This is a genomic window from Nostoc sp. (assembly GCF_036917235.1).
GTDB lineage: Bacteria > Cyanobacteriota > Cyanobacteriia > Cyanobacteriales > Nostocaceae > Nostoc.
Window position 1 is genome coordinate 1 of sequence record NZ_JBALDU010000006.1, and the last position, 25,264, is coordinate 25,264.

Annotated in this window: 35 protein-coding genes; 24 read left to right on the forward strand and 11 right to left on the reverse strand. The window is 43.3% G+C overall.

The window, feature by feature from the left end; translation table 11 throughout:
• The 3 genes from V7K44_RS01475 to V7K44_RS01485 form a co-directional block, all read right to left on the reverse strand.
• On the reverse strand, positions 1-542 hold a 542-nt coding region (locus V7K44_RS01475), incomplete at its 3' end, for a hypothetical protein (RefSeq protein ID WP_334927960.1).
• 6 nt (positions 543-548) lie between these two features.
• Positions 549-3,305 (reverse strand): hypothetical protein, encoded by a 2,757-nt coding sequence (locus tag V7K44_RS01480; RefSeq protein ID WP_334927962.1) that lies wholly within the window; start codon positions 3,303-3,305, stop codon positions 549-551.
• Between the two features lie 15 nt (positions 3,306-3,320).
• Positions 3,321-3,626 carry a glucose-6-phosphate dehydrogenase gene (locus V7K44_RS01485; RefSeq protein ID WP_334927964.1) on the reverse strand — a complete coding sequence of 102 codons (306 nt, stop codon included), beginning with the start codon at positions 3,624-3,626 and terminating at the stop codon, positions 3,321-3,323.
• A 216-nt stretch (positions 3,627-3,842) separates the two neighbouring features.
• Here V7K44_RS01485 and V7K44_RS01490 point away from each other — a divergent pair, with 216 nt between their 5' ends.
• The 4 genes from V7K44_RS01490 (at position 3,843) to V7K44_RS01505 (ending at position 5,754) form a co-directional block, all read left to right on the forward strand.
• Positions 3,843-4,424 (forward strand): tyrosine-type recombinase/integrase, encoded by a 582-nt coding sequence (locus V7K44_RS01490; protein WP_334927967.1) that lies wholly within the window; start codon positions 3,843-3,845, stop codon positions 4,422-4,424.
• Complete coding sequence (locus V7K44_RS01495) at positions 4,421-4,576, forward strand: hypothetical protein (protein ID WP_334927969.1); 156 nt, start codon at positions 4,421-4,423, stop codon at positions 4,574-4,576. Before V7K44_RS01490 ends, V7K44_RS01495 begins: the two co-directional genes overlap by 4 nt.
• A 182-nt stretch (positions 4,577-4,758) precedes the next feature.
• Positions 4,759-5,316 carry a hypothetical protein gene (locus V7K44_RS01500; RefSeq protein ID WP_334927971.1) on the forward strand — a complete coding sequence of 186 codons (558 nt, stop codon included), beginning with the start codon at positions 4,759-4,761 and terminating at the stop codon, positions 5,314-5,316.
• A gap of 108 nt (positions 5,317-5,424) precedes the next feature.
• Entirely contained in the window at positions 5,425-5,754 is a 330-nt protein-coding gene (locus V7K44_RS01505; RefSeq protein WP_334927973.1) for a hypothetical protein, read from the forward strand.
• Positions 5,755-5,825: 71 nt separating this feature from the next.
• On the opposite strand, the gene V7K44_RS01510 is transcribed toward V7K44_RS01505, so the two are convergent.
• The 3 genes from V7K44_RS01510 to V7K44_RS01520 form a co-directional block, all read right to left on the reverse strand.
• Positions 5,826-6,479: a hypothetical protein gene (locus tag V7K44_RS01510; RefSeq protein WP_334927975.1), complete on the reverse strand. Its 654-nt coding sequence runs from the start codon at positions 6,477-6,479 to the stop codon at positions 5,826-5,828.
• Positions 6,480-6,537: 58 nt separating this feature from the next.
• The gene (locus tag V7K44_RS01515) at positions 6,538-7,518 is read right to left on the reverse strand and encodes a hypothetical protein (protein ID WP_334927977.1); all 981 of its coding nucleotides are present in this window, start codon (positions 7,516-7,518) and stop codon (positions 6,538-6,540) included.
• 83 nt (positions 7,519-7,601) lie between these two features.
• Entirely contained in the window at positions 7,602-7,853 is a 252-nt protein-coding gene (locus tag V7K44_RS01520) for a helix-turn-helix transcriptional regulator (protein ID WP_334927979.1), read from the reverse strand.
• 491 nt (positions 7,854-8,344) lie between these two features.
• On the opposite strand from V7K44_RS01520, the gene V7K44_RS01525 reads away from it, so the two are divergent.
• From V7K44_RS01525 to V7K44_RS01590, 14 genes are all read left to right on the forward strand, one after another.
• Positions 8,345-8,704, forward strand: a complete 360-nt coding sequence (locus V7K44_RS01525; RefSeq protein WP_334927981.1) for a hypothetical protein — start codon at positions 8,345-8,347, stop codon at positions 8,702-8,704.
• A gap of 59 nt (positions 8,705-8,763) precedes the next feature.
• Positions 8,764-8,973: a hypothetical protein gene (locus V7K44_RS01530; RefSeq protein WP_334927983.1), complete on the forward strand. Its 210-nt coding sequence runs from the start codon at positions 8,764-8,766 to the stop codon at positions 8,971-8,973.
• Positions 8,973-9,194 (forward strand): hypothetical protein, encoded by a 222-nt coding sequence (locus V7K44_RS01535; protein ID WP_334927985.1) that lies wholly within the window; start codon positions 8,973-8,975, stop codon positions 9,192-9,194. The genes V7K44_RS01530 and V7K44_RS01535 overlap by 1 nt, the downstream gene beginning before the upstream one ends.
• A complete protein-coding gene (locus tag V7K44_RS01540; protein ID WP_334927987.1) occupies positions 9,178-9,351 on the forward strand; it encodes a hypothetical protein in 174 nt (57 codons plus the stop codon). The genes V7K44_RS01535 and V7K44_RS01540 overlap by 17 nt, the downstream gene beginning before the upstream one ends.
• Positions 9,348-9,470 (forward strand): hypothetical protein, encoded by a 123-nt coding sequence (locus V7K44_RS01545; protein ID WP_334927989.1) that lies wholly within the window; start codon positions 9,348-9,350, stop codon positions 9,468-9,470. Before V7K44_RS01540 ends, V7K44_RS01545 begins: the two co-directional genes overlap by 4 nt.
• Entirely contained in the window at positions 9,460-10,242 is a 783-nt protein-coding gene (locus V7K44_RS01550; protein WP_334927991.1) for a hypothetical protein, read from the forward strand. The genes V7K44_RS01545 and V7K44_RS01550 overlap by 11 nt, the downstream gene beginning before the upstream one ends.
• 149 nt (positions 10,243-10,391) lie before the next feature.
• Positions 10,392-10,676, forward strand: coding sequence for a hypothetical protein (locus tag V7K44_RS01555; RefSeq protein ID WP_334927993.1), 285 nt, complete (start codon positions 10,392-10,394; stop codon positions 10,674-10,676).
• 3 nt (positions 10,677-10,679) lie between these two features.
• Positions 10,680-10,955 (forward strand): hypothetical protein, encoded by a 276-nt coding sequence (locus V7K44_RS01560; protein WP_334927995.1) that lies wholly within the window; start codon positions 10,680-10,682, stop codon positions 10,953-10,955.
• Positions 10,956-11,052: 97 nt separating this feature from the next.
• Positions 11,053-11,406: a hypothetical protein gene (locus tag V7K44_RS01565; protein ID WP_334927997.1), complete on the forward strand. Its 354-nt coding sequence runs from the start codon at positions 11,053-11,055 to the stop codon at positions 11,404-11,406.
• 18 nt (positions 11,407-11,424) lie between these two features.
• Positions 11,425-12,093: a hypothetical protein gene (locus V7K44_RS01570; RefSeq protein ID WP_334927999.1), complete on the forward strand. Its 669-nt coding sequence runs from the start codon at positions 11,425-11,427 to the stop codon at positions 12,091-12,093.
• Positions 12,086-12,289: a hypothetical protein gene (locus tag V7K44_RS01575; protein ID WP_334928001.1), complete on the forward strand. Its 204-nt coding sequence runs from the start codon at positions 12,086-12,088 to the stop codon at positions 12,287-12,289. The genes V7K44_RS01570 and V7K44_RS01575 overlap by 8 nt, the downstream gene beginning before the upstream one ends.
• Before the next feature lie 330 nt (positions 12,290-12,619).
• Entirely contained in the window at positions 12,620-13,804 is a 1,185-nt protein-coding gene (locus V7K44_RS01580) for an IS110 family transposase (protein WP_334928003.1), read from the forward strand.
• A 13-nt stretch (positions 13,805-13,817) separates the two neighbouring features.
• A complete protein-coding gene (locus tag V7K44_RS01585; protein ID WP_334928005.1) occupies positions 13,818-14,015 on the forward strand; it encodes a hypothetical protein in 198 nt (65 codons plus the stop codon).
• 17 nt (positions 14,016-14,032) lie between these two features.
• On the forward strand, positions 14,033-14,341 hold the full coding sequence (locus V7K44_RS01590) for a hypothetical protein (protein ID WP_334928007.1): 309 nt from the start codon (positions 14,033-14,035) through the stop codon (positions 14,339-14,341).
• Positions 14,342-14,534: 193 nt separating this feature from the next.
• On the opposite strand, the gene V7K44_RS01595 is transcribed toward V7K44_RS01590, so the two are convergent.
• The gene (locus V7K44_RS01595; RefSeq protein ID WP_334928010.1) at positions 14,535-15,221 is read right to left on the reverse strand and encodes a nucleotidyltransferase domain-containing protein; all 687 of its coding nucleotides are present in this window, start codon (positions 15,219-15,221) and stop codon (positions 14,535-14,537) included.
• 209 nt (positions 15,222-15,430) lie between these two features.
• On the opposite strand from V7K44_RS01595, the gene egtD reads away from it, so the two are divergent.
• The 3 genes from egtD (at position 15,431) to V7K44_RS01610 (ending at position 18,173) form a co-directional block, all read left to right on the forward strand.
• Positions 15,431-16,465: an L-histidine N(alpha)-methyltransferase gene (gene egtD, locus V7K44_RS01600; RefSeq protein WP_334928012.1), complete on the forward strand. Its 1,035-nt coding sequence runs from the start codon at positions 15,431-15,433 to the stop codon at positions 16,463-16,465.
• A gap of 382 nt (positions 16,466-16,847) precedes the next feature.
• Positions 16,848-17,000 carry a hypothetical protein gene (locus V7K44_RS01605; RefSeq protein WP_334928014.1) on the forward strand — a complete coding sequence of 51 codons (153 nt, stop codon included), beginning with the start codon at positions 16,848-16,850 and terminating at the stop codon, positions 16,998-17,000.
• A 1,032-nt stretch (positions 17,001-18,032) separates the two neighbouring features.
• Positions 18,033-18,173 (forward strand): DUF4351 domain-containing protein, encoded by a 141-nt coding sequence (locus V7K44_RS01610; RefSeq protein WP_334928016.1) that lies wholly within the window; start codon positions 18,033-18,035, stop codon positions 18,171-18,173.
• A 113-nt stretch (positions 18,174-18,286) separates the two neighbouring features.
• Here the strand turns inward: V7K44_RS01610 and ilvB are convergent, their stop codons facing one another.
• The 3 genes from ilvB to V7K44_RS01625 form a co-directional block, all read right to left on the reverse strand.
• A complete protein-coding gene (gene ilvB / locus V7K44_RS01615; protein WP_334928018.1) occupies positions 18,287-20,182 on the reverse strand; it encodes a biosynthetic-type acetolactate synthase large subunit in 1,896 nt (631 codons plus the stop codon).
• A 126-nt stretch (positions 20,183-20,308) separates the two neighbouring features.
• Complete coding sequence (locus tag V7K44_RS01620; protein WP_334928022.1) at positions 20,309-21,571, reverse strand: MFS transporter; 1,263 nt, start codon at positions 21,569-21,571, stop codon at positions 20,309-20,311.
• A 180-nt stretch (positions 21,572-21,751) separates the two neighbouring features.
• Positions 21,752-22,345 carry a hypothetical protein gene (locus V7K44_RS01625; RefSeq protein WP_334928024.1) on the reverse strand — a complete coding sequence of 198 codons (594 nt, stop codon included), beginning with the start codon at positions 22,343-22,345 and terminating at the stop codon, positions 21,752-21,754.
• 278 nt (positions 22,346-22,623) lie between these two features.
• On the opposite strand from V7K44_RS01625, the gene V7K44_RS33090 reads away from it, so the two are divergent.
• The 3 genes from V7K44_RS33090 to V7K44_RS01635 all read left to right on the forward strand — a co-directional run bounded on the left by V7K44_RS33090 (position 22,624) and on the right by V7K44_RS01635 (position 24,651).
• Positions 22,624-22,779 carry a LemA family protein gene (locus tag V7K44_RS33090; protein ID WP_442940653.1) on the forward strand — a complete coding sequence of 52 codons (156 nt, stop codon included), beginning with the start codon at positions 22,624-22,626 and terminating at the stop codon, positions 22,777-22,779.
• Position 22,780: 1 nt separating this feature from the next.
• Entirely contained in the window at positions 22,781-22,963 is a 183-nt protein-coding gene (locus V7K44_RS01630; RefSeq protein WP_334928026.1) for a hypothetical protein, read from the forward strand.
• A gap of 569 nt (positions 22,964-23,532) precedes the next feature.
• Positions 23,533-24,651 (forward strand): ferrochelatase, encoded by a 1,119-nt coding sequence (locus V7K44_RS01635; RefSeq protein WP_334928029.1) that lies wholly within the window; start codon positions 23,533-23,535, stop codon positions 24,649-24,651.
• A gap of 44 nt (positions 24,652-24,695) precedes the next feature.
• Here the strand turns inward: V7K44_RS01635 and V7K44_RS01640 are convergent, their stop codons facing one another.
• On the reverse strand, positions 24,696-25,241 hold the full coding sequence (locus V7K44_RS01640) for an NADPH-dependent FMN reductase (RefSeq protein ID WP_334928031.1): 546 nt from the start codon (positions 25,239-25,241) through the stop codon (positions 24,696-24,698).
• Between the last annotated feature and the right edge of the window lie 23 nt (positions 25,242-25,264).

Genomic DNA, 25,264 nt, shown 5'->3' on the forward strand with positions numbered 1-25,264 from the left:
GGAACTAAAAGTTTTAATTCGTAGCCACGTTCTTTATCGGTATAAGTGCATTTAAAATGTCCTTTATGCCAGATAAATGGGGGAGTAGCAAAGATACTTTTAATTTGTCTAGCAAGTCTTTCAGCATCACTTCTGCTGATAGTTTCACTAGATTCATGCATTAATCTAAAAGTAATTTCACCTTCTAGCTGAGGTGTTGATTCGTTACTGTGAATCTCAAAATTGTACGGCTCTAAAAAATAAAGTTTTACTTGAGGTTTGAAAGTCCTTTCTGATTGCACATCAAACCAAGGAATACCATACACAGGTCGCTGCACGCTTTGCAACCTTCCTGCTGTTACTTCAAACAGCCATAGCCTCATTAACGTCATCGTTGAAGTATCAGAATCCTTCATGGTGCAAGCAACTTTTAAAGATTTCTTAGGAGTGTCTAAACTATCGGATTCAGTATTTTTAAAATATTGATTTACTGCTTTGTTATGCCAGAGTCTTACAGTGTCTTGTAAGTGTTCCCATTCGTCAAAATTATCTGGTAATGGCATTATTTATCAGTCTCCCTCATCAGCTTCAAAATCTGTATCATCAAGCTCGATCCCAATAGCACTAACTATTTTGGAAGCATCAAACGCCGCTTTAACCTTTGTTGCTTCTGGTGGTTGTACGCCTTGTTTGGAGCCGTGCTCTTCACCTATTGATTTGCCTAGTTCATTTTTCAATTCTCCAATTTGAGCAACATTTTGCTCTACAGAGACGACCTCAGAAGCTACTTGATCTATTTGAGAGACAACGTTAGTAGCCCCTTCTAATGTGGTGAAAAACTTATTGTGAAAATTGGGCTGTGGATTGAACCACTTGTAAGCGGTTTCCCCAACTTCGCCCCATTTACGGAGAGCATTTCCGATTAAAGCTACATAGCTACCGACAACTTCCAATGCACTAAGAATTGAATACCCAATTGATTGCAGTGCATTGAATATATTTGCAGTCGCTTGATATATTCGATTAGCTTTTTTATAATTAGCCACTAATTCTGTATAGTTTTCTTCGCCGAACACTAATTTAAAAAAGTCAGCAGTCCATTCGGAAACGATGCTACCAAAACCGGATTCTTCACCTTTTTCATTTTTCCACTTAAAACCTACTGCTTGGGAAATATTATCAATGGCAGCAAATAGAGTTTGGGCTAGGTTGTTGGAAAGCATTAAAGCATTATGAAAAGTAGTGATTAGAATTAGAATGTTGAGGATTCTATCTACTTGCAGTGTTTGCCACAATCTAGAGAAAGTACCCGATAATCCACCAGGGAGTAAATCACCCAGCTTTGTATTGATTAATTCTAGAAGTGCCAATTGTGCAGCGTTTGCACCAGCATTAATTTTGTCTAGAAGGTTAGCTGTATTTTGATTGTTATTTTGGTTGATATTGTTTGCAGAATTTTCTAAGGCATTGCCCAAACATCCGCCAGGTTGAGCAATTTCACAAACTGCACCTTGGGTAGTTTCTCTATTCGCTGCTTGAACGGTTGGGGAATTTGCTATAGCGTCTGGTATGCCCTGTATCGCGGGTGTCAGCGCTGCTAATCCTGTAGCAATTGCCGTCAAGCGCTTAATTTGATCGTCGAAGTCTTTCTTTTGTTGTTCTATAGTTTCATTGGTTTTATCGGTCGCTATCTGTTCGGGTGTTTTTGGTATTGGTTGAGTTTTTGCCGGTACGGGTGACAATGCGTCACTTATAGGTATGGGCTGCGCGACTTGTGGTACGTAGGTGGGATATGCGAATGTAGATGGATTCGTCGCTGTTGTCGTAGCCGTGCCTTCTGATGTTGGCGCGCGCGGCACTGGTATATCTTCCGGTTCGGCGAACGGTAATGGCTGCGGTGCGTTTTTCACCGCTGGTAACATACCGCCAAGGTTTGACGGTTGGTGTTCGGGATTTGGCAAGTAAGACGGTGCAAGTCCGCCATGTCCAACAAAACCACGCGCACCATTGGGCGTGTTATTCGATGGCATTGATGGGGCGATAGACCGGGCTTCGCCGTTATTTTTACCTGCCCCAGGGATGCCGGACGGTATGACGTTATCGTTACCGACAGGGGATGAATCATAGCGGTATGGCGAATTATCTGGCGGCGGTGTCGGATTTTGCAGTATTACGGGTGACTCTTGACCGCGTCCGCCATATAAATACGTTACCGATTGAACACTTACACTTATTGGCGTACCACTACCGCCGCGTGATGTTTGATATTCCTTGGGGTTGCCTACATAATCGAATGCGTGGAATAAAGCACCCATACCAGTGTCGCTCTTGTACAGCACTGGAGCGGATACGGGGCCGAACATTACAGATGATTCATTAAACGTTGTCGGCTGCGTCTGACCATCGTAAAGGATTTTGTATGTGTAGGTTACTTGATACGCTGCTCCCGGCTCTTGTCCACCAATGAAGGCCGGGTAGTTAGGTGTAAATGTTTCAAGGTGATTTACAGCCGTCGGTAAGTTTTGAGCAAATAACCAATCGGAAAAAAGTGACGCCGCAGTACCACCAATCATTCCGCCGACAACGCCACCGATGGGACCTCCAATCGCAGTGCCGACGATCGCACCAATTCCAGTACCAATTAATCCAGCACCAGTGCTAGTTACAGCTTGGGTAACAGATTGTCCCACTACAAGGCGCGTACCAATCGATAATGCAGCCCCTACACCGGGTATAACAAGTCTCCCAGCCGCTTGTGGTAATGCCCTTGGCAAGGCACTAATCGCATTTCCCGCAGTTGCGGCGATCGCTTCTTTGAGTGCTGCGGGGGCTGGTGTTGCCGTGGGTTCTATTAATGGGTTAGCTCTTGCAGCTGTACCGTTCAGCGTTGGTGGTGTTCTACCAGTGCTGGGCAATGGCTGACGTTCGGGTGTAGAGCGCTGTTGTTGTGCGAGTGGTGATTCCCCCCGCGGCGTAGCTACTTCTGAGTCTGCTGGCTCATTGTTACGAATCCTATTTTGCAATTCCTGTCTGGATGCTTGTTCTCTCGCAGTCTGTATTTCCCTTGCTGCTTGCTCTTGCGCGTATTCTTGCTTTCTTGCAATTGCTAGGTCGATTTGCCTTTGGCGTTCTAGTGTTGCTTCACCAGATGTTTCTTTCCATTGATACCCAGGTTGTCTGCGTTCATTAGATACCTGCCTTTTTAGTGCGTCGAAATCTATTGGATCGCCTACAGGCGCTCCTGTAGCAGGACGATTTGTAAGCGATTCACCCATCCCGCGATCGCCGTTGTCAAGGCTACTAAATTGGCGCGGATTGGTTGACATAGGTTTGCTGCCTTATTAGTTAGAGCTAAAGCTGGAAGGCAATGCAGTGTTTGATAGTGGTTGAACAAACATCCAAGGTTTGCCTGTCGCGCTCAGATAATCGGGTGACACTTCCAGCGATGTTCTTGTGATCAGCCTTGTTTTGCTGTCAGCAGCTACGTAAAAATTCCCGCATTGAGCAACCCGCTCGGTATAGCCCGCGCCTTCTATCGCAGTGGTATCCGCATTAATCCTAAATAATGCCATCCCCGTCCATGCGTGCAGTTGCTCCAATGTTGTGATCTGAGATGGAATCTGTGTAGCAATGTTGATAACTGTCATATTCAGAAATTTTTAAATAGTTATTTACTTGTTTTATTCACAGATAAAAATAATGTAAATGTTCCACTTTTATGTAAAACAAGCACATTCACCGAGGACGTGTGATGCTTGCTGCTAATAGGATTGAGTCGAATATTTCTCAACTATAAAGTTAGGAATATTCCGGTTTAACCATTGGTACTGGCTAAACCGGAACAGACAGAAGTTAGAAATAAAATGAAAAATAATCGAAATGGACAAGCCGCTGTTTTGACCGACGCGGACTATTCCAAAATTCGTAAGCAGATCCGCTCTCAAAAATATAAACTGCTTTTGGATCTAGCTTGGTACACCGGGGAACGTTGGGGGGCGTTGGTGAAGTTGCAATTGCTGGATGTGTATAACCTTGATGGTACACCCAGCGAGTATATCAACTTTCGCGCCAGGACTCGCAAGGCAACACCCAACGGGAAGCGACAGACGCGCCAAGTGCCGGTTCACGATACTTTGGCTGAGTTGCTAGCAGCATATAAGCCAGAACCGGGTTCAGCTTGGTTATTCCCGTCGAGGGATGGAGACGAACCGATGGGGTTGAGGGGGGCTGACCAAATTTTACGCACAGCTGTAGAGAGAGCGGGTTTGTCAGCCAAGGGAATATCGACTCATTCCACCCGCCGGAGCTTTATTACGAGGCTGGCAAGGCGGGGTGTTAGCTTGGCAACTATTAAAAAAGCTACTGGTCACACTGATTTGAAGGTTTTAAGCCGGTACATCGAGGTGAGTGATGACGAGGTTAGACAGGCGATCGCAACTCTATGAACCCCAATCTCCTATTCCTCCAAATTGAAATCTTCTTCGAGCGCTTACAAGGTGGTGAATATGACCATCCAGTCTATTTAGCTATGGCGCTCGAATTTTTGGCGAATCAGGCATGGGAGGAGGTCGATCGGGTTTACCCAGAGTTGAGATAAACTGAAAATCTAAAATTTCAAAGATAACAAGCAAGCGATCGCACTAATCGGATAAAGTACGATCGCTTTTTATTGGGCATTCGGCATTGGGGAACAGGGATTGTCCCGTTAATGCATTTTTGTTGCCTATACGCTTAGTAGACTTATAGTTAATTAAATATACTTAGTCAGGTTGTTCCACCATGAGCGATCTCATTCGAGCTATTGAGACAACTATATGGTTTGGCAGAATTCCAGTAGATGCTTATAAGCTCCAAAACTACACTTTTGAGAAGCGATTTAGTGCAACAGGAGTGGGACTTGCTTTGGGTTACTCAAAGCAATGGTTTGGCACGTTCACAAAACGAGGGTCAAAACGTTTAGAACTATTGCAGCAAGATGGTTTCACAGGTTCACAAGTGGAGGTGACTGTACCTCGCGAAGGCACTAAAAGTGGAGCATCTATAGCTAAAACTATTAGTGTTAGGGATTTCAACAAGCTGCTTGCTTATGAGGCACTTAAACAGAAAAATGTCAAAGCTATTATCTTATTAATTGCTCTATCTGAAGCAGGTTTAGAGCGAGTAGTTAATGATGCTTTTAACGGAGTATCCCTGGATTGGTTTGGGGAAAAAATTGTCCATTACAGCAAATGGACGTTTGAGGAACTTGAACAGGTTTTACAATACAACAGAGAAGAAGTTCAGATTTTGTATCCTTGGAGTGGGCGGGATCTATCTAAGCGTAGACATCCGGGCTAGGTATAGATATCTACAACGCCGGGATGTGGATTTTTAGTGATAACTCCTAACTCGTAACTCCCCATTTCCTGTAATATTGCCTTGTAACACGCAATAGATGCGATAAACATGAGCAAAGGTGGACGGAAATCTACAACTTGGCAGCCTGGATGGAACGGTGGCAAGACAACCACAATTCGCGTCCCCGTAGCGCTCAAAGATGACATTTTGACTTACGCTAGGGCTGTTGACTCCAAACTGTTAATCAATGAGTCTGAAAAAATCCCCGTGCTGATAGGGGATTTCCTCCTCATAATTGACAGCTACATCGCTTGGAGAACCAAGAATTACCGCTCTACACAGCTTTTTGCAAAACCAGACATTACATCTCGCACCTGGGACGAGCTGCGGAAGCTTCAAGAACTGCTGCGGCAATCTCCTGAACTGTTGCAGGAGTAAAGCCTTTGCGGCATCGCTGACAAAACCACCTTTGCACTACTGTCTGGTCAGACAATCGATAGCTACCGTTTTTAAAAATTAGTGTTTCTTGATGGCATCTTGGGCATGGTGGACGGCTCATGTTTCCAGCCTCGGATTAACTGCTCAATCTCAATTGGTAATTTACCATCTGCGATCGCAGTTTCCACATCTGCTTTTTTGTGTCTTGCTAGGTTACTGTCTACACTTCCGAGGTAGATACGATTCTTCTTCCTAGATACCATCCAGCAGTAGCGGTAGTACCAATATTTATTACCAGACCTTTCTACCCAGTACTTTTCTACCCAGTGGGTATCGTGTTGGGGCGCAACTTTTTGAGTAACGTGTGATACCTGCGCCCCAACACGAGATTCTACTGTGGTTGTAATAGTGCTTGTGGTAACTTGCGCCCCAACACGTGTTCTCCACTCCGCCCAGGCTTGCTCGTAATCATCCAGATTTTGATAATCGTCTGGGTCTGGTGGTTCGTCGCTGTCATCAAAGAAAATTGTCAGTTGTCCGTTGTCACTTACCTTATGGGGCACTTCTCCAAAGTCAGCAGGATTCCATCTGGTTTCTGGTTCCTCGTGTTGGGGCGCAGTTTCCAGTTCATTCCAGTAAGGATCGTGAATGGTAGTGCTTTTTTCAAATGTTGGTGCAATAGCGAATAATGCTAATTGCCCAGGCACATCAGAATTATGTTTCATAATGTTTTTGAAGTAATAAATTCATGGCCGTGACAGCGGCCTTTTTTTGTATCAACAATCAAGTGGGTTGATAATTGAAAGCTGCTAGTTGTAAATTCACTGCTTCATTGATGCTTGAAGCATTTTTTATTACAAGGCTTATAGCTTTATCAAATGTTCTAGGAGCGCTCATTCCGTCATTCTTGTATACGTATTTGAATTTTTCAAAGAACGAAAGTGTACATGACTTGGTGAGTTGAAGTAGTTGTTTAAATCTCTCCTCATCAATTTTCCATTTGTACCTCGTAATAAATAATTCCCTAAAAGACTGTTCGGGTTCTTCTCCTGCGGACAATTTCATACAGCGCTCCATAGCAGCTGCTAATTTGTCCGCGATTTTTGTGCCACGAGAACGAACTCTTTGAGAGAGTTCGTTCATCGTGGTTTCTTGTGTAACTTCTTCAGGAACTTCTTCTTTGAGAAGTTCCTGAGAAGATAATGAAGAGTTACTGAGGGCTTCTGGAACCCCAGTGTTTACAATGGTTTCAGTAGAGATATCCGCCACAGCTGCGGCGGATATCGCTGAATCTGTGGCGGATATCGTTGAATGTGTAGCGGATATCGTTGAATCTGTGGCGGATATCTCTGAATCTGTGGCGGCTATTGATTCAGAGTTCCAAAAGTCTTTTATTCGCCTAGCACCGTGCAAATTGATGACTGACCATGACTCAGTTTTACGTGAGTCATTTGTGGAAGTTTCACGCTTGAATTCAAACAGACCTGCGGCGGATAATGCACGTCTAGCTAATCTAAATGCTGATGATTTTAATGTGGTTGTTAGCTTGACCCATCGACTACCAAAGGGGTCTGATTGCCAACATTCATTCCACAATTTTTGTATGCTTTTAGCTTGATTTAACACCCATGTCATATCCGCTATTGGGATAATGCAATGGGGTTTATTGTATTTAATTGGTTCTCTCTTCTCAGCATTCTTAGAGATAGAGACAACTTTGGGCTGTGGATAAGAAGCTTGATTTTGTATGCTATTTTCTGGCATAATACTATTAGTTTGATATCAGAAAGCCACCACCGACCTTCTAAATCTGGGTGGCTTTTTGTTTTTTTTAGGTTTTAGTGACTTTACCGCTTGGGAGGTTCAAAATGATCGGGTAAATCCTCAACTCGGTCAATTTTTAACTCACGGCATAACTTTTTAAATTGAGATACGGTGAGTCGCGCTTCAGTCTTACCTGAGATCCATCTTCGGTAAGTGGATCTGGGAATATCGCAGCGCATTGCGAGTTGATCTTGGTTTAAATCGGTTCGTTCTATCCTTAGAGCGTCCAATGGGGAATCACTCTCCTCTTTTAGTCGTTTGCTTTTTGCGTTCATCTTACCCGCTCATGTTTCATTATGGAGCTTCTATTTGACAGATGCAAGAAAGAAGCTCCATAATGAGCCTTATATAGACAACAAAAGACCAGCCAATCTAACTGGCTTGGGAAAAGTGCGTTATTTGACTGGTCTTTTTTTAGTGTCTCACTCCGATGTAAAGCTTCTGTGATCTCGCTCCCCCACGCCTAAACCTTTGCGTGGCAAGTATGGAGCAAGCACCCGCACCATTGCCAAGCGTGCCCGATGCGGAAACACCCTAAAACTGACTAAAACCCAAGAATAACGGAGGTAAACCCAGACTAAAAAACGCTAAAACCCAGTGATAACAAGCTTTTTACCAAAATAACTGGACTGCGATCGCAGTAGTTAAACACCTGTATACACCTATTCAAGTGCCACTTAAGACCTATTTAAGTGCCACTTAAGCGTGACTATAACCCCAGTATGCAGGCACTTAAGACCCACTATGACCCTAGTATGCAACGACTATGGAAGCACTAGAAGCCGTTAGTAATGGCACTAAAGCACCACCAAAGACCGAAGATAAAACCGAGTTAAAGCCGAAGCGAGAAAGAGCAAGGCGACACTTGCCATCTTTACCTAGCGCTGCCTCGGCCGCAGACATGAATCAAGTTGAGTATTCAGGACTAGCTGACAGAACAGCAGTTGAATGGGATTCCCTGAAGAATTACGAAATGTTCAGCCTTTCACCAGACGGTTCATTTCCGATGATGAAAGTCAGCCGTAGCAAAGCTGTACGCCTTGCAGATCGTGAAGTGATGATGGTCGGTGGCGGTCGCTGTTTTCGAGTTTCCTTATCCAACCATCCAAATCAAAACAAGCCCTAGTTTCCGCTAGAGCTTGTTAAAAAACGATTGAATTATCCACTACCTAAGCAAAATTTACCATGAACAACCAACCGTTAACACCCAAAGAACAAAAAGTAGTTGAGGAATTTGAAAAGTCTCGCCCCGGTCTGGGCGCTGTTGCAGAAAATAACATCCGCAATAATGACAAAACTGGCTGGGCTGAAATCATCGCCGACACTCCAGAAGATGAACTGGTAGCACGCGTTGGTTCATCGACCAACACCTTTATGTACAAGAGGATCGGCTAATGAAAACACTCTCTGAACTAGTAGCTGAAGCCTCACTGCTAATTAGTGAAATTTACCTTCATCCAGACTACCAAGCTTTGATAGAAAAAGGATATTACCCAGACTTGACCGTGGGTGATGCCTTTACAGCGCTTGCTTACCTAACTTCTGAAATCGATCCACCAGTAATTGCAGTGCCTGAAATCCCTGAAATTGAGGTGACTTATGACTCAAGAGTGTAGTCCGTGGTTAGAAGCTGCGATCGCAATTAAGGAAGGGCTGAAACTGGAACCACCAGAAGTTCAAGTTTCTATTCGGCGGATGGATCGTAAAATCTACCCTGAAACCTGGAAGGCAATTCGAGAGAGGGAGCAGGGAGCAGGGGGGACTAAAGAATGAACCAAATTTTTATTCTCATTCTCACCACTTCAGCCCTGATAATCGGCATCATTGCACTTTGCAAACAGCAAACTCAGCACCCCTTTTACTTGAAAATAGAGGTGCAGTATGGCAAATGATCTAATAGATATCAAAGTTGCAGCGCCGCCCAGAACTGCCAATGCCCACACCTGGGTAGAGATGCACTTGCCCAACGCTAAAACGTTAATGCGTTATTGTGCATGGGGTCTAGGTCGTGTAGTCTTTTCCCTCGGACTGTTTAGCCTTTACGGTGTCACAGCTACTTTGAAATTGGGTATCAACATTTGTCAAGCGACCGAAAACGCTGTCAAAAAACTCCTGAAAGTCTACGATGCCTTGCCCTACGCCGGGGTTCCCATGTCCCAAGTCATTGAAGCAAGCGCTGCGGTAGTTGAGGAACCACTGGAAATCATCACCGATATCATCGCCGCCATTGAGGGTAAACAGGTAATGATTATCGGCGAAATGGGAACCGGGAAAAGCACCCTAGCACAATACCTCGCCTACACAGTGGGCGGACGGGTTCGCGTCTACGAGTGTGAAGGTACACCGACCGACTGGCAAGGGCTTGAGGTAATTGGTAAAGGCGAAAACTGGGCCGCAATTGAGCGCGGTATGGCTGAGGATCTAGACGATTTGAGCAACCAGCTAAAGCTAAGAAACGAACGCGGCGATGATGCTTTGGCTGGAACTGAACGAGTCATGATCGCGGAAGAGTACCCCGAACTCGTATCAAAAGTGTCAAGCTCAGGCGAATGGCTAGAACGTCACGCCAGAAGGGGACGCAAAGCCCGACGTTTTGCTGTTCTTCTCAGCCAATACGACCGAGTAGCCGCCTGGGGACTAGACGAGACGGTAAGAGCGATTTAGCTGATGCTTTCTACCGTATTCGCCTTGGTAAAAAGGCGATAACCCACGCCAAATCCCTGAAAAATGAAGCGCTTATTAACTGGTTAAAAGCCGACCAGTCACACTGTTTACTTGACGATCAGCCGCTCAAACTCCCTCCATACAGGGAGATGAAAGCCGCAGCGCTGCGCGGTGGTTCGACCATAGTCCAACCATTCCAGCAAAACGCGATCGCGCCGGAAAAACCACCTGAAAATGACCTCAAACCCGGTCTGGAGGCGGATTTAGAGGAAAATTTTTCTGACAACGACCGGGTACTTTGGCGGTTAATTCAACGCCTGGGGGAGGGAAAAAGTGATAGTGCGATCGTGACAGAAGTCCTTGGCTTCACCGGCAAGCGCTATGGCGAGGGCGCAGCGCTGCTGGAGCGGTTAAGAAAACAGTTCGGAGGATAGTTCATGGACAACGAGAAAATCATTGCTCAACTTAACAGAGGGTCTTTGCTTCATCTGTCCGATTTTTTGATTCAAAGCTTAATGCATCCGTCTGATAGTCTTTTGGAAATAGCCGACTGGGAGATGTTCTGGGAATTAGATCCAGATGCCATTGAATACTGCGAAAAACTTGATCTATACCAGCGACTGAAGTTTTTACAGCAAATTGTTAACACCCTAGCCAGGGAGGAAGAAGAGGCTGACGCCATTGGCAAACAGCTTGCTCTTGCTCTGGGGTGAATCAATTGCGATCGCGCCAACACAGACGCGATCGCCGTTCAAAATCAAATTCAACACTTCAAACGTTAACTCGTAAAAAATAGCACATTTTGAGCAAATGAAAGTAACAACCATCACTTACCAAAGAGTTCTAAATCTTGGCGATTACAATTCGTGCAGATTAGAGAAAACCGCACTAGCTGACGAGTATGAAGACCAAGAAATTGCGACACAGAATCTTATAGAAAGTGTTGAGCGCCAAATTCATGACGAGCATATACAGAACCAAATTGATAAAGAAATTGCAGTCCGGAGGAAACAATTAGTAGCTCTCAAGGCAGAGTATGCGGAGTTAAGTAAACAGGTTGAACTTCTGAAAGCTCAAATGAATGAAGAGAAAGAGCAGGACTTAGTGGACGATATCCCTTTTAATCCTGGGAGTCCCACAAGCAGCGACCCGGCAGATTTTTAACTGAGAACGCAAAACCTTATGACCAAACATGACACTTGGGTAAAACTCAAACCCGGCAATCCTTACGAGCTAATTTTAGATTTATTCCCAGATGGCAAGACACCCATGCGCGACCCGTTCCCCCTGGAGCGAACCACCGGGCCAAATGGTGAAGAGGTGGCGCTGTGGATTATTGATTTAGAGCGTCTCTCCCCGATTCAAATAAATGCGATAACTCAACTCATTGCCACAGGCCTTGGTGCTGAAGTTATTGAAGTACAAGCCGAGACTGCATCCCTTGGTGGTTTTGCCCTGAGTAACGGGTGGGTTGAATCAATGGAATGTGATGCTGAAGGGTTCCAAAGGTCAAAAGAACTGGCTGATTTTTTTGAAACTGCACCACAACCACCATCTGCTAGAGCTTGGCTAGAATTCTACAACAGCCAGCATGAGCGATGGATTGAAGGGGATGAAGTGCCGCCACCGATTAATTCCATTGATGACGTCGATCCGCGTCTTAGAACTCCAGAACTGGAGCAAGCTCTGAAGATGAGGCGAATTGAAACTGCGATCGGACAGGGTGGCTACTCAGTTTTTGACGTTTTGAGCGGTCGAGCAATGGTTGATGTTCTTAACGAAATTGACCCAAAAAACTCATATTCATTAGTTGGTGATGACGAATTTGATGATGATGAAATTTATGAATAATGAAGAAAATTTAAATATTCCACATCCAGATCCAAGCTGGGATTACTACATTGAATGGCACAAGTTAATTAGGGCTAAAGCTCAGTTAGATAAATTAATTGAGTTTATCTCAAAGGTTGAAAATGCCACAGAAGACACTCAAGAAATACTGATGAAAGACTTACACACAATTACCGTCACTCTCGAAAGCATATAACCGCCTGATGAATCGCAACTGCGATCGCGCTCTCCCACGCGCGGGCTACCTGACACAGTAGCCGAAACGGTGGAAACAAGCCACCGTCGCGGGTTGTGTCCAAAGCACTCGTACAGCACAATACACAGCAGCTTAGGGCTTTTGCTTGGAATCAAGCTGCATGGCTTTCTCAAATTCTTAAGCTCGGCTGCTGTGAGTGCGCTGTTCCTCCCTATGTCGCCACAGTTCGCGCTGTGGTATTGCCTTGAGAGTGAATTAGGCTGATTGGGCCTTCGGGTGATTCGCAGGCATGGCATCAGGGATAAGACGAAACCACCCAGGAGGAACTGAATGATTAAAATATTGGGACTTGATGTCAGCAAGTCCTCAGTTTCGGCTTGTCTGCTTACGGATAAGCCCGAAGATCCACGTCAATTTTATTACGAATGCCCGTTTTTTGAGTTGAGCGCTGATGCAAAAGGCATACAACATTTACTCGCGCTCAATGCGGACATTGCACTACTGGAGCCGACTGGCAGTAACTACAGTAAGCTTTGGGGCACTCACTTGGCACGAAGCGGTGTAGAAGTGCGGTTGGTAGGTCACAAAGAACTGAGGAATTATCGAGCTAATCACCTAGCATTACCAGACAAAGATGATGATGCAGACGCTCTAGCACTGGCTTGTTACTACTTCGATTACCACCAAGACCCACGGCGATTTGTTCAAATTCGCGATCGCGCCATTGTCAAAATCCGCGAACTAGTGCTTAGACTCGCTCACTTAAACCGCGTTCAATCCCCGATCGTGAATCGCGCAAGGCAAGATTTAGCTTGGCAGTTTCCAGAGGTGGCACTAGTGCGGTCACTCCGAGGTGAAGCTGGTGAAGCCCCTTTGCTTTGGGGCTGGCTTGCTGGAGTTCGGAAAAGTACGCGTTATGACCGCCTTTACTCGCAAACTGTAGGACTGGGAATCACTGACACTGTTCGAGAACACGCAAAACGCATCTGTGACCTTCAGCATGAGGAACACGTCATTGAGGGAGAGTTACGGCAATTGCTTGCTGATACTCGGTTTGACCATTACCGCATAGTTTTTAAAAAGTTTGGGTTTGGCGATCGCCTAAGTGCGATCATTCTCTCCCAGATTTACCCCATTGAGGGATTCTTGCTAGATGGTAAGCCAGAGGTGCGGATACGCCAAGGGAGAAATTCAAAAAAGCCCACTAAACGCCACCTTTCACTGAGAAGATTTCAGAAGGCTCTCGGCGCTGCTCCATCAATGGAAGCGTCGGGCGATAGCCGTAAAAGCAAAGTTGTGGGCGGTTCAGATTTGTGTCGCAAGTCTCTGTGGCAGTGGGTTTTTACGAGGATAGAGCCAAAGCGATCGCGGCTCAAAAATGATATTGGTAAAACTTTGGGTGAACAGTTAGATACTGAAAAAGCTGCGGGCCGTCCTGTGAAGCTTGTCAGGAGTCGGATTGCAGCCAAAGGAGCAAGGTTACTATTTAGAGAATTAGTTAAAGGCTTGAACTGACAAAAACGGAATTATGACTCTGGGAGAAACCATTTACAATGCTGGGCGAGAGCGCCTAAATGCTAGTGCCTCGCGTAAGCTCTTACCAAAATGGAGAGAATTACCGCTTGATTATCGTCGGCGATTCCAAGAGGAGGTAATTAGAGTTTCTGCAATTTCCCTCCAATTGCTTCTGCCTGATGAATTTTGGGTGGAGTGGACACGCGACTAAGTGACAAAATGGAGATTATGACTCGTTATTACAAGTTAGAAGCACACACACCTGTTGCTGTTGATTTTGAGGAATGGGCTGCTTGGCGCACAACCGCTAACACACAAGTTATCCTCTCTGTCATTCATAGTTTTATCAGCGTTTCAACTGTGTTTACTGGCATAAATATTGGGACTGTTGAACAGCCCAAAATTTTTGAGTCGCTAGTCACTGGAGGTAGCTGCGATCGTGAAAAACGTTTTTACTCAACTTGGGATGAAGCTGTACATGGTCACTATGACCTGATTATTCAGTCCATCGCCACTACACCACCCACAAGTTACTAGAGTGAATTTGAAGTTGTAAAAAAGTTAGGAGTTAAAAGTTAAAAACTCTTAACTCCATTTTTTAGAAGCTCATTTACCTCATTTTTACGAAAGCTTATAATTTATAGATCATTGCTCTCAAGCGTATCAACAAATTATCCAAATCTGCATTAGCTGAAGGTGTTTCAGGTAATGGACTAGATTGAGATGCCTCTTATAACTTATTACGCAGACGTTCATATTCTCTTTGATGAAAAGCTACATTAATATCTGGCAGAACAGACTTTTCTGTACCTGCTAATTTTTGGGCAATCAAATCAGAAATATATGGTAAATCAAAAAGCTCATTTAGCTTAATTAAATTAGACTCAACTACTCCTGTTTGCATCAGATAAATCCCTGTTAATAAAACTCGGTAAACATAAAGTAATGGCTTAATTAGATGCATATTTTCTTTTTCAAAAAGCTTCCATTGTGTTGCGGCAAAACCAATATAATGGTAGCTATGGTGACGGGTAATACAATTTTTAGCAATAATTTTCAATTCCTCATGTTCAGGTGAGGTTATTAATATTAAAGGAGAATACAATTGTTCTAATACATAACCATTCTTTTTAAGCAGCATCAAAAAGAATTTTTTTACATCATGAGTTACTAAATCAATCTCTAAAGATTCGCGAACTTCTGAAACTTCAATAGTTTCATTTCTAGTCTGTAATCCCACTACTTCTTGAACTGGTAAAATATGGACACCACGCAAGTCATAATCAGAATCGGCTGAGGGAAAGCCATATAAGTGGGAACCACTGATGATGGTGAATAAAAACTGGTAAGGCTGCTGCCCAATAATTGTGTTAATAGAAGTTGGAATATTCATGCTGTTAGCTGGTACTTGGGGCATATTGCCTAGATCGAATCTTTATCACTGCTAGAACATAGCAATTAGACGCTTACCTGCTACTATTTTAATGGGAAAATGCTGAAAAATACCTTTAATGCTTGAGCTATATAGCTCAAGCATGATTTTATTAACTATGGCTATGTGTTTCACTGATTGGGGTAAAGGTTTGCTATCAAAGTAACCTATTACGCCAAGTAAACGGAGGTTTCATGTCGATATCTAAAACTGTTAATAGCAAGGTTACTTCTCAAAGGAGTGTTGAAAAACGCTTGCAAATAGAGCGTTTGATAGGAGCAACTCAAATAGTTGCACCTAGTGCTGGGAGTGATGTAGTGAAGGGATTAACTCAAACACCTAAATCTCTACCCCCTTGTTACTTTTATGACGATCGCGGTTCCGATCTGTTTGAGCAAATCTGTGATTTACCAGAATATTATCTTACACGTACAGAAACAACGATTTTACAGCAGTATGCTGGTGAAATTGCCAAGATAACTGGCGTTTGTGAATTGGTAGAACTTGGCAGTGGTAGTTCCAGTAAAACCCGCATTTTACTAGATGCCTACCAGCAACTAGGCTATCCTCTGCACTACCTGCCAATTGATGTATGTGCAGGTATGTTGGAAAGTAGTGCCAAGCAGTTATTAGAAGATTATCCCTTACTCCAAGTTTATGCACTAGCGGGAACCTATGAATTAGCCCTTGCAAAACTCCTACCGACGCAATTACCCACTCGGATGATTTGTTTTATTGGTAGCAGCTTAGGTAATCTTACCCCTGATGAGTGTGATGTGTTCTTCTCTCAAATTATCAATGCTCTACAAGTAGGTGAGTATTTTTTATTGGGGATAGATTTACGAAAGCCAAAACAGATTTTGGAACCAGCTTATAACGACAGCCAGGGAGTGACAGCTGCATTTAACCTCAATATGCTGGAACATTTAAATCAGCGATTTGAGGGTAACTTTGACACCACCCAGTTTGAACACCGGGCATTTTACAATGAAAGCGAGCATCAAATAGAAATGCATTTACGCAGCTTGCGATCGCAAATTGTAGAATTACGCACTCTTAATCTTAAGGTTAATTTTGCACTAGGTGAGACTATCCTCACCGAAATTTCCCGCAAATTTGATCTTAATACCATTAAACAGCAACTAAACGCACAAGGTTTATTACCTCTTCATGTGTGGACAGATCCAAATCAATGGTTTGGTTTACTGCTCTGTCAGCTGAAAGCATAAAGCAAATCAGAGTATGGCTCATATATAGTGGTTCTCAGTTGAGTCCAATATATACCTAACAAAAACAGCCCTTGTCTACAAGCGTTAGGGAGTAACACTCAAAGCCTCTCTTCTAAAAGGAGAGAGGTCAAAGTATATTAGACTTCTTACACAAATGCAAAATTTGCCTATCCAGATGATATTTGTTCCACCCCAACAAGAGAGAATAATTAGAATCCCTCTTGCTGGGGTAGTATTTTCATACCTTATGTACAATGTACATAAGGTATGAATGCAAAATTCTATCAACCCAAGCAAATAAACTAAATGTTTAGCTGCTAATTATTGCTGCATCGAAGGTCTGGGAAAAATTCTGCTGAATATAGGAACCCGTGGACGAGGTTTGTTTGCTGTTATATTGGCATTAGTAGCAGAAGAGTTATTAGCTGCCTCAGAAAGAAGAGGTGGTTTGCTATTAGTAGAATTGGCAAAATCACTTAATTTTGCAGCCGAAGGTGAACTTGAAGATATGGAAGTAACATTCTCAGGATTTTGACTGTTGGTTTTTACTGGAGTTTGAGCTTGACATGGAGTAACGAGGAAATTTGAACTTGTTCCTAATACCAGTATGAGCAAATGAGAAATATATTGTTGCATGGAGATTGGTAAAATGGGTTGATAAATATTCAAAGCTTAAAAAAGTTGTGTTTGTTCTCAGTTAGAAATAAAGCTGCAATTTTCCAATAGAAATCATGACGCTGTTGCCCAAGAAAACTTGAACACAGCGATTTCTAAATGAATAGACTATTAATGCTTAGTACATTAATTCGCTAACAACAATCTAACCTCCCTCAATCAAGGGGAAGCTAAACTCTCTTTTGTAAAAGAAAGAGAGCGGTTATTTTAAGACTACTAAATCTGCCTGAAAGAGAGTTAGAAATAGACACACCTGGAATAATTGACGTTTTTTTAATCAACTAAGCCAGCACAACTATTAATATTCTAGTAATATTTAACTTGTTAATAAAAGAGGAATGTTACTGAATTTTTTAACAAAACTGATTTATATAAAATCAACTCTAACTCGCATATTTAACTAATTAAAGCGAAAAGTTTATGAACTTTTAATAAAACCTAAGTTTGATAAAGTAGTTTTCGTTAATAAATGCGTGTATATTTTAGCAATGTACACTAAGTTTGACTATATTAAGTAAATATTGAGAACATAAACCAATACGGTTCAGTTAAGGCTAAAAACTAAAACTGGCGTAGTAGCGTGACATACTTAAAATGTTAGGTTTCAAAAACTCACTAAAACCAAAATCCAATGATTAACAGAATTACTCAACCCAATTAATTAAGCTTGCCGCGCCGCGCTAGTAGGTTGGGTTGAGGAACAAAACCCAACATTATCAAGGCTTTGTTGGGTAACGCTTAAGCTCAACCCAACCTACTATTCTTCTTAACCCAAGCGTATTGGAATATAAACCCACAGATGATTTAGGTTTGCTCGATATGAGTTTAGCTGTAAACATCCTTAAACTACAACCCATTCCTATTTAGATAAGACAGATAACAATTAATTAAAATGAGATTTTTTTTTGATTTATGTAAATCGATTACTCAACTAGAAGAGTTAGCTGAGGCGCTGTTGGATTTTAACAGTCAAAGCGATTTAGTAAATTACTTAGGAAATATCTTTTTACCTCAACCTAATCTGGAAGATTAAGCGACACCTACGCAAGAGGAAAGGGGGCAGGAACTAGGGGGATATTTCTGCATCTTTCTCCCCTTCTCCTTGCCCCCACTATCTCTTCTCTGGTCTTGAATTATCAAAAAGCGTTACAGCTTCGTCCCACACTCAGCACAGAAGTTGTGCGTAGAAGCATTTTTGGCATTGCAATGGCTACAATACACTGGCTCGGATGCCGCTTTCGGCGCTTGCTTCTGCAAACCGACCATTTGAGCGTTGCTTTTTCCAGGGGCTACCATTGGATAGCAGTTTTCGTCTCTGGTGACGTGGACATTTAAGATTACTGGGCCATTGTGTGCTAGCATTTCGGCGATCGCATCTTTTAATTGACTGCGATCGCTAACTACCATGCCTTTAATGCCATAAGCTTTTGCCAAAAACTCTACGTCTGGCATCCCTACTTCCATGTTTGAGCATGAATAACGCTCACCATAAAAGGCTTGCTGCCACTGGCGCACCATCCCTTGCCAGCCGTTGTTGATAATTATTGTCTTGACATTTATTCTATACTGTGCAAGTGTTCCTAGTTCCTGCAAACACATTTGGAAACTAGCATCACCGCTAATACAGATGACTTCTTCATCAGGAAACGCCACTTTCGCGCCCATTGCCGCAGGTAAGCCAAAACCCATCGTTCCCAAACCAGCGCTAGAAATCCAGCGCCTTGGGCCATTCTTCAGGAATTGTGCTGCCCACATTTGATGTTGTCCGACATCTGTGGTGTAGAAAGCGTTGGGTGCTTGGCTATTGACTTCTACAATTACTTCTTGGGGTGAAATGCTATCGGGATGGTGCGGCACGATGAGAGGATATTCTTCGCGCCAACGGTTAACTAGATTTAACCATTCTTGGTTTTGATTCGGTGTAGCCTTTACCCCTGTTTCTTTGCAGCGACGCAACAAGTCTACTAACACGTTCCGCACATCGCCGACGATGGGCACTTCGGGAACGCGATTTTTGCCGACTTCTGCCGGATCGATGTCGATGTGAATTACTTTGGCGCGGGAGGCGAATTCGTCTAACTTGCCTGTAACGCGATCGTCAAATCTAGCGCCGACGCAAATTAGCAAGTCACAATCACTAACAGCGAAGTTAGCGTAAGCAGTGCCGTGCATCCCCAACATTCCCAAAGCTAGGGGATGATGTTCGTCAAAGGCACCGATCCCCATTAAGGTTGTGGTGACAGGGATATCGAATAATTCCGCTAGTTGTTTGATTTCTTCATGGGCACCAGCTGCGATCGCACCACCACCCACATACAATAGCGGACGGCGACTTTCAGTAATCAACTGGATGGCGGCATTAATCTGCCGAGGATTTCCCTTTACTGTGGGACGATAACCGCGTAACTTCACTGAACCTGGTTTTACAGGTACATAGTCAAATTCTTCTAAAGCTACATCTTTGGGGACATCTATCAAAACTGGCCCCGGACGCCCAGTGCTAGCGATGTGGAAGGCTTCGGCGACAATTCGCGCCATATCTTTGGGATCGCGCACCACATAAGAGTGCTTGACGATTGGGAGCGTGATCCCGTAAATATCGGTTTCTTGAAACGCATCTGTACCAATCGACGGACGTGCTACCTGTCCTGTAACCACAATCATCGGGATTGAATCCATGTAGGCGGTGGCGATGCCTGTCACCAAGTTAGTTGCTCCTGGACCAGAAGTACCAAAGCATACTCCTACTTTGCCTGTAGCACGGGCATAACCATCAGCAGCGTGGGCTGCACCTTGCTCGTGTCTCACGAGAATGTGCTTCATAGCACCAGTTGCTACCACCTTATACAGGTCGTCGTAAATTGGGAGAATTGCTCCACCAGGATAACCAAAAATATAATCAACGCCGTGGCGATGAAGGCTGTCAAGCAGAGCAAAACCGCCAGATGCACGTTTGGGCACGACTGGCGGACTAGAAACACGAGACTGTTTGTGATTCTCGGTTTGTGGGAGACTAATTGGGGAAAGCGATCGCACGGTCAAACCTCAGACTATAGCTAAAGTTAATGCTGAATTCTGTAGTTAAGATTTCATTTTAATTGAAAACTTCAATCAAAATCTTATTAATTTTTATATTAGATATAAAGCTAGATTATTAGCTTACATTAGTTAAATTACGTCTTGCAAGACTTTGCGGGTATTTTTCCAAGCCCAAACACCAACAACCACGACAACAATACTCATTGCTACTAGTACAAATCGCAAGCCCAGAGCATCAGTTAATGGCCCAGTAATCGCCAGAGGTAATGCCAGAGCGATGTTCACAGCATGATTTTGAAAGCCAAATACTTTACCGTGCATAGTAGGTGGTGTTTGCTGTTGAATTAAAGTTTGCATGGGGACACCAATTAAAGCAGCACCTACACCCAAAAATGCACAGAGTCCTAGCGCCAGCAACAAGTTGTGCGTAAAAGTGAACACCCCTAAAACTAGTGCCATCATCAAAAATCCAATTAAAGGTAGAGGCTTGTGATGCAATTTATCACCCCAATGACCTAAAATTGCCGCACCAAAGACCATACCTACGCCTGCTGCTGCCAAGAAAAAACCAAACTGTTTTTCTTTAAGACCAAACTCCTCAGCTAATCGAATCGTCAGCACTGTTAAGGCTGCAAACACACAATATAAGGTTGTCAGTTGCAGCATGGCGTTCAAGATCAAAGGGTTTTTCTTGAGATAGCGGAGGCTTTCGGTGAATTCAGCCCAAGGGTGATTTGATGCTCGATGTTCCCTTGGTTGTTTGGGTTCTTTAAACTTAATTGGCTGCATGATCGCAGCCGATAATATGTATAATCCACCAACCACAAGCTCTTGACCGTATTCTTCTCCCATCCAGCTTTTCGCCAAACTCAAAATTGGCTCTCCAATGGCAAAACCAACAATTAAAGCTCCCATCATCGTGCTGGTAAACAGCGCATTGGCTGCCAACAAATTCTCTCGCTTCACCAATAAGGGAATAGCTGCTTGTTCAGCTGGTGCAAAAAACTGCGTCACGGTGGAAATAGCAAAAGTCAGGATTAACAGAATCAGGAAGTGTCGTGGTAACAAGGGAAGACACAGCGTTAATATTCCCCGCACGACATCTGAGCCGACCATAATCAGCTTTTTTGGCAAACGGTCAACAAAGATACCACCGGCAGAGCCGAACAAAATTGCTGGGATTGTAAACGACAGCATTAAGGTTGAGTACATCGAGTTTTGTGCCAACCCTGGAAGCGGTGGGTAGTTCTCCAAGAGAGCAATCAGCAAAACGAAGAAGACCTTATCTGCTAACTGGGACAGCAGTTGCCCAATCCACAGGAGCATAAAACCACGGTTTTTTAGCAGTGCGCCAAACCCGTTATTAACAGCAGCTGGTTCAGTTGGAAACATTTAGATACTTTTTTTGGGTAGATGGGGCATTGGGCACTTGTACTGAGCGAACGCGAACAGCGTCTCGAAGAGAAGCCGTTGGCGCAGCCTCTCCAAGAGTTGTATTGGGCAGAGGAAAGAATAAATGCTGATTCCAGACTCCTCACTCCTAACTCCTGTGTACTTACTCCATTGTCCGGATTAATTAGCTTCATAGCGTTTTAACAGCATAAGCAAAAACTCAGCTGCTGTCAGACGACCTTTGGGTGGAATAATCTCAATGGATGAATCTACCCAGCAGCCTTGTACAGTTTGGGGAGATTTCCAAATGGACAAATGATCCACTGCTGGCTCTGCATAAAAGTTATTTTGCCCACAACCTAGCAAACATGAACTCCAATGAGTGAAATAATCATGACTCATCCGATGAATAGGGAAATTCCCCTGTAGTGGTACTCCCCATCCATCTATAGCAATAAACGCTTTGACACGACCACCCAAGAGTTGCCACAAATGTGCTGCCCCTATTGCCCCGACTACGCCAGCACTAAAGCTAATGAATATAATTGGTGATTTTAATGAGCCGGTCAAGCAATCGCGCAAAAACTGGAAGATGTGCAATGCTGATAAAACCAAAACATCCTTACCTGGATAAACCAGTATATTTGAGGGATTGTGTGCGTTAGCGTAGCTCACCGCAGGTATCGCGCTATGAGAAACTAAATCTAACAATCCGACTCTAAAGCTTTCAGTTAACTCTGGCTCATGAATTCCAGGGCAAATAATTATATTCATCTTTAACACTATCTTTGATTTTTTGACTCTTCCGATGTACAGAGCTTTTTCAAAAATCAAGCAATATTCTTATATATTACCTTATTTTTACTGAGTAAATTATAGCTGCTTCATTTACTATCCCGAAATAATACTATTTCAAAAAAGGATTATTTTTGATTATAAACAATATTAAATTAATCTAATTAATTAAATGGTTTACTTTTTAATTAGCTTTATTATTTCAATGCCAATTATTTTTATAGCTCTATGTAACAGCTTGGATCAGAAAAAATCAAATTAAAAATGCGTTTTTTACTGTTGATATTATTTTGCAAAAAAGAAGCGATTTGATACCTAGACTTATTACCTTAGCTCAAATGTATATGCAGTTTGAGCAAAAAATATTGACAGAGATTAGCAGGCTCAGAAGTAGAGCAAGTTCAAAAGATTGAAGTGACAATAGCCGAGTTGCTACAGAAGACCAAGCTGATAAAAGGCTATCAAGAGAATGGGCAAATTAATGAAGCGATCGCTCTTTGTCAGCAACTTCTGATTAATGAAGATGAAGCAACAAGAAAATGGGCAAGGCAACTTTTATTTACAGAGCTATTTATAGATAATATTAAAGTGTGTTAAGCTTTGCGCCTTTAAGAGAATATTTTTAAACTCTCAACTTGATGTTGGGAATTGTTGAAGACTTAAATCTTGATAGACGTATTTGGCAAAAAGGCACACCAAATTAATTTCACTGAAAACGCAGCTTTTCGGTATCTGAACCATTTTTGCTATTCCAGCAACATAGCAAATGGCGCATTGGTTCAATGTATACTTAATCCCCCACGTAAGTTTTATATGTCAGTACTTACGCAAAATACCTCTCAAATTCTTATTTCTCCGTGTCACGCCAGTTGCTACAAGTCGGGGAACCCGCCCAACGCACTGGCTTCTCTGTGCGGCAGTCGCTCATGGGGGAAACCCCCTTGGCGCTAGCCTCTCCCTTTGGGAGAAGACCGCGCTGCCTTGTCTCTGTGGTTCGATTTTCCGTTATCCGTGCGTAAGTTTTGTATGTCTTTTGATGTATTATCTTGATTTTCCCACCTATCCTATCCCCCTGGATGGGATAATAAGTTACAAGTAGGGAAAATGTGCAAACTATTCCCTAGCTCTAAATCTCTCTGCACTCTGGTTATATTGAGGAACTAATTGTGGTTGCCACGCCGGAAAAAGTACAACACACCCACGAGCATCTATCAGGTAAAGACCGTGTAGCCGTACTGCTTATGGGCTACGGCGAAGTCGAAAGCTACGAAGATTTCGCCAACTATAACGAACAGGCTTTAAATCTACTGACAGCAAAATTTGCACCAGTACCAACCTGGATTTATCCGCCCCTAGCAAAACTTTTGGCGCTATTTGACCGCCATGAGTGGGGACACACACACCACGATTTTATCTCCCCACACAATGCCATCTTTGAACAGCAGCGAGCTGGCATTGAAAAGAATTTACAAGAAAAATGGGGCGATAAGGTTCAAGTTTTCAAAGCTTTCAACTTCTGCGCCCCTTTCCTACCCAATCAAGTTTTAGCAGAAATCAAAGACCAAGGCTTCGACAAGCTGCTAATTTACCCACTACTGGTTGTTGATTCTATCTTTACCAGTGGGATTGCGATCGAGCAAGTTAACAATGCTCTCGTTGAGTTGACTGATGGTGAGGAACACTGGGTTAAAGCACAGCGTTACATTCCTTCTTTCTTCAACGAACCAGCTTATATCGATTTGATGGCTCATCTGGTTGAGGAGAAAATTGCTGAGTTAGCCGGAGCTTATCTCCCTTCTCAAATCGGTATTGTGTTAATGAATCACGGCTGTCCCCATAAAGCTAAAGGCTTTACTTCTGGGATTGCCGAAAGTGAAGCAATGTACGATTTAGTTCGGGATAAGTTGATTAACCGCTATCCGTTAATCTCGGTGGGTTGGCTGAATCATGACACACCCCTAATTGATTGGACGCAGCCAAATGCCGAGCAAGCTGCAAATAACCTGATTCAATTGGGTGCGAAAGTAGTAATCTTTATGCCAATTGGCTTTGCTACAGAAAACCACGAAACTCTATTGGATGTACACCATATCATCCATGCTTTAGAAAAACAGCATCCTGGTACGAACTACGTGCAAATGACTTGCGTCAACGATCGCCCAGAATTCTTGGCAATGGTGGCGCAATGGGCTGATGCTCATATAGCAGAGTTGTTGTCGGAGCAACCTTTGGCAATTAATCCCCAATTAGCTGGCGATCGCCATCATCACCACCATCATCATTAAGTTTTGAGTTTACGAGGGTGGGCAAAGCTAGACCCACCCTACAATTAATTTACGCCCCGCAGCTTGCGAGTGTTATCAACTAAACTCTGAGCAAATTGATCGAATCTTTGAGAGAGCTTTTCATCTACTAGTTTGCCTTCAGGACTGAATGCACCCCAAGCTTGTCCGATCGCAATTTGTTCAGGGATAGACCAACAATGCACCCATCTGGTAATTAACCGTAGTTCGTTTAAAGCGTTGCTATTAGACTGACCACCCAAAACACTAATAAATCCTGCTACTTTATCAGACAGTTGGTCAAAGCTCATTAAGTCCAGAGCATTTTTTAGGACACCACTAACGCCGCCATGATACTCAGGTGTCGCTAAAATTAACCCATCGGACTGACTAACTGTTTCTTGCAACCGCTGAACATCTGGATACTCTAGATACTCCTTTGCGCCAGTGCAAAATGGTAGCTGCAACTGCCGTAAATCGAGAATTTCTACCTCTGCACCTACAGCTTCAACTCTTTGCGCTGCGACTTGTAAAGCAAGCTGGGTATAAGAGTTGGGTCTTAAACTACCACCAATGCCAATAATTTTCACCATAATTAACCCACAAACTATTAATT

What these genes read in the sequence shown, in the direction of transcription:
- V7K44_RS01480 (WP_334927962.1), bottom strand. Translation starts at nt 3,305, where the DNA reads ATGTCAACCAATCCGCGCCAATTTAGTAGCCTTGACAACGGCGATCGC.
- V7K44_RS01485 (WP_334927964.1), bottom strand. Translation starts at nt 3,626, where the DNA reads ATGACAGTTATCAACATTGCTACACAGATTCCATCTCAGATCACAACA.
- V7K44_RS01490 (WP_334927967.1), top strand. Translation starts at nt 3,843, where the DNA reads ATGAAAAATAATCGAAATGGACAAGCCGCTGTTTTGACCGACGCGGAC.
- V7K44_RS01495 (WP_334927969.1), top strand. Translation starts at nt 4,421, where the DNA reads ATGAACCCCAATCTCCTATTCCTCCAAATTGAAATCTTCTTCGAGCGC.
- V7K44_RS01500 (WP_334927971.1), top strand. Translation starts at nt 4,759, where the DNA reads ATGAGCGATCTCATTCGAGCTATTGAGACAACTATATGGTTTGGCAGA.
- V7K44_RS01505 (WP_334927973.1), top strand. Translation starts at nt 5,425, where the DNA reads ATGAGCAAAGGTGGACGGAAATCTACAACTTGGCAGCCTGGATGGAAC.
- V7K44_RS01510 (WP_334927975.1), bottom strand. Translation starts at nt 6,479, where the DNA reads ATGAAACATAATTCTGATGTGCCTGGGCAATTAGCATTATTCGCTATT.
- V7K44_RS01515 (WP_334927977.1), bottom strand. Translation starts at nt 7,518, where the DNA reads ATGCCAGAAAATAGCATACAAAATCAAGCTTCTTATCCACAGCCCAAA.
- V7K44_RS01520 (WP_334927979.1), bottom strand. Translation starts at nt 7,853, where the DNA reads ATGAACGCAAAAAGCAAACGACTAAAAGAGGAGAGTGATTCCCCATTG.
- V7K44_RS01525 (WP_334927981.1), top strand. Translation starts at nt 8,345, where the DNA reads ATGGAAGCACTAGAAGCCGTTAGTAATGGCACTAAAGCACCACCAAAG.
- V7K44_RS01530 (WP_334927983.1), top strand. Translation starts at nt 8,764, where the DNA reads ATGAACAACCAACCGTTAACACCCAAAGAACAAAAAGTAGTTGAGGAA.
- V7K44_RS01535 (WP_334927985.1), top strand. Translation starts at nt 8,973, where the DNA reads ATGAAAACACTCTCTGAACTAGTAGCTGAAGCCTCACTGCTAATTAGT.
- V7K44_RS01540 (WP_334927987.1), top strand. Translation starts at nt 9,178, where the DNA reads ATGACTCAAGAGTGTAGTCCGTGGTTAGAAGCTGCGATCGCAATTAAG.
- V7K44_RS01545 (WP_334927989.1), top strand. Translation starts at nt 9,348, where the DNA reads ATGAACCAAATTTTTATTCTCATTCTCACCACTTCAGCCCTGATAATC.
- V7K44_RS01550 (WP_334927991.1), top strand. Translation starts at nt 9,460, where the DNA reads ATGGCAAATGATCTAATAGATATCAAAGTTGCAGCGCCGCCCAGAACT.
- V7K44_RS01555 (WP_334927993.1), top strand. Translation starts at nt 10,392, where the DNA reads ATGAAAGCCGCAGCGCTGCGCGGTGGTTCGACCATAGTCCAACCATTC.
- V7K44_RS01560 (WP_334927995.1), top strand. Translation starts at nt 10,680, where the DNA reads ATGGACAACGAGAAAATCATTGCTCAACTTAACAGAGGGTCTTTGCTT.
- V7K44_RS01565 (WP_334927997.1), top strand. Translation starts at nt 11,053, where the DNA reads ATGAAAGTAACAACCATCACTTACCAAAGAGTTCTAAATCTTGGCGAT.
- V7K44_RS01570 (WP_334927999.1), top strand. Translation starts at nt 11,425, where the DNA reads ATGACCAAACATGACACTTGGGTAAAACTCAAACCCGGCAATCCTTAC.
- V7K44_RS01575 (WP_334928001.1), top strand. Translation starts at nt 12,086, where the DNA reads ATGAATAATGAAGAAAATTTAAATATTCCACATCCAGATCCAAGCTGG.
- V7K44_RS01580 (WP_334928003.1), top strand. Translation starts at nt 12,620, where the DNA reads ATGATTAAAATATTGGGACTTGATGTCAGCAAGTCCTCAGTTTCGGCT.
- V7K44_RS01585 (WP_334928005.1), top strand. Translation starts at nt 13,818, where the DNA reads ATGACTCTGGGAGAAACCATTTACAATGCTGGGCGAGAGCGCCTAAAT.
- V7K44_RS01590 (WP_334928007.1), top strand. Translation starts at nt 14,033, where the DNA reads ATGACTCGTTATTACAAGTTAGAAGCACACACACCTGTTGCTGTTGAT.
- V7K44_RS01595 (WP_334928010.1), bottom strand. Translation starts at nt 15,221, where the DNA reads ATGCCCCAAGTACCAGCTAACAGCATGAATATTCCAACTTCTATTAAC.
- egtD (WP_334928012.1), top strand. Translation starts at nt 15,431, where the DNA reads ATGTCGATATCTAAAACTGTTAATAGCAAGGTTACTTCTCAAAGGAGT.
- V7K44_RS01610 (WP_334928016.1), top strand. Translation starts at nt 18,033, where the DNA reads ATGAGATTTTTTTTTGATTTATGTAAATCGATTACTCAACTAGAAGAG.
- V7K44_RS01620 (WP_334928022.1), bottom strand. Translation starts at nt 21,571, where the DNA reads ATGTTTCCAACTGAACCAGCTGCTGTTAATAACGGGTTTGGCGCACTG.
- V7K44_RS01625 (WP_334928024.1), bottom strand. Translation starts at nt 22,345, where the DNA reads ATGAATATAATTATTTGCCCTGGAATTCATGAGCCAGAGTTAACTGAA.
- V7K44_RS01640 (WP_334928031.1), bottom strand. Translation starts at nt 25,241, where the DNA reads ATGGTGAAAATTATTGGCATTGGTGGTAGTTTAAGACCCAACTCTTAT.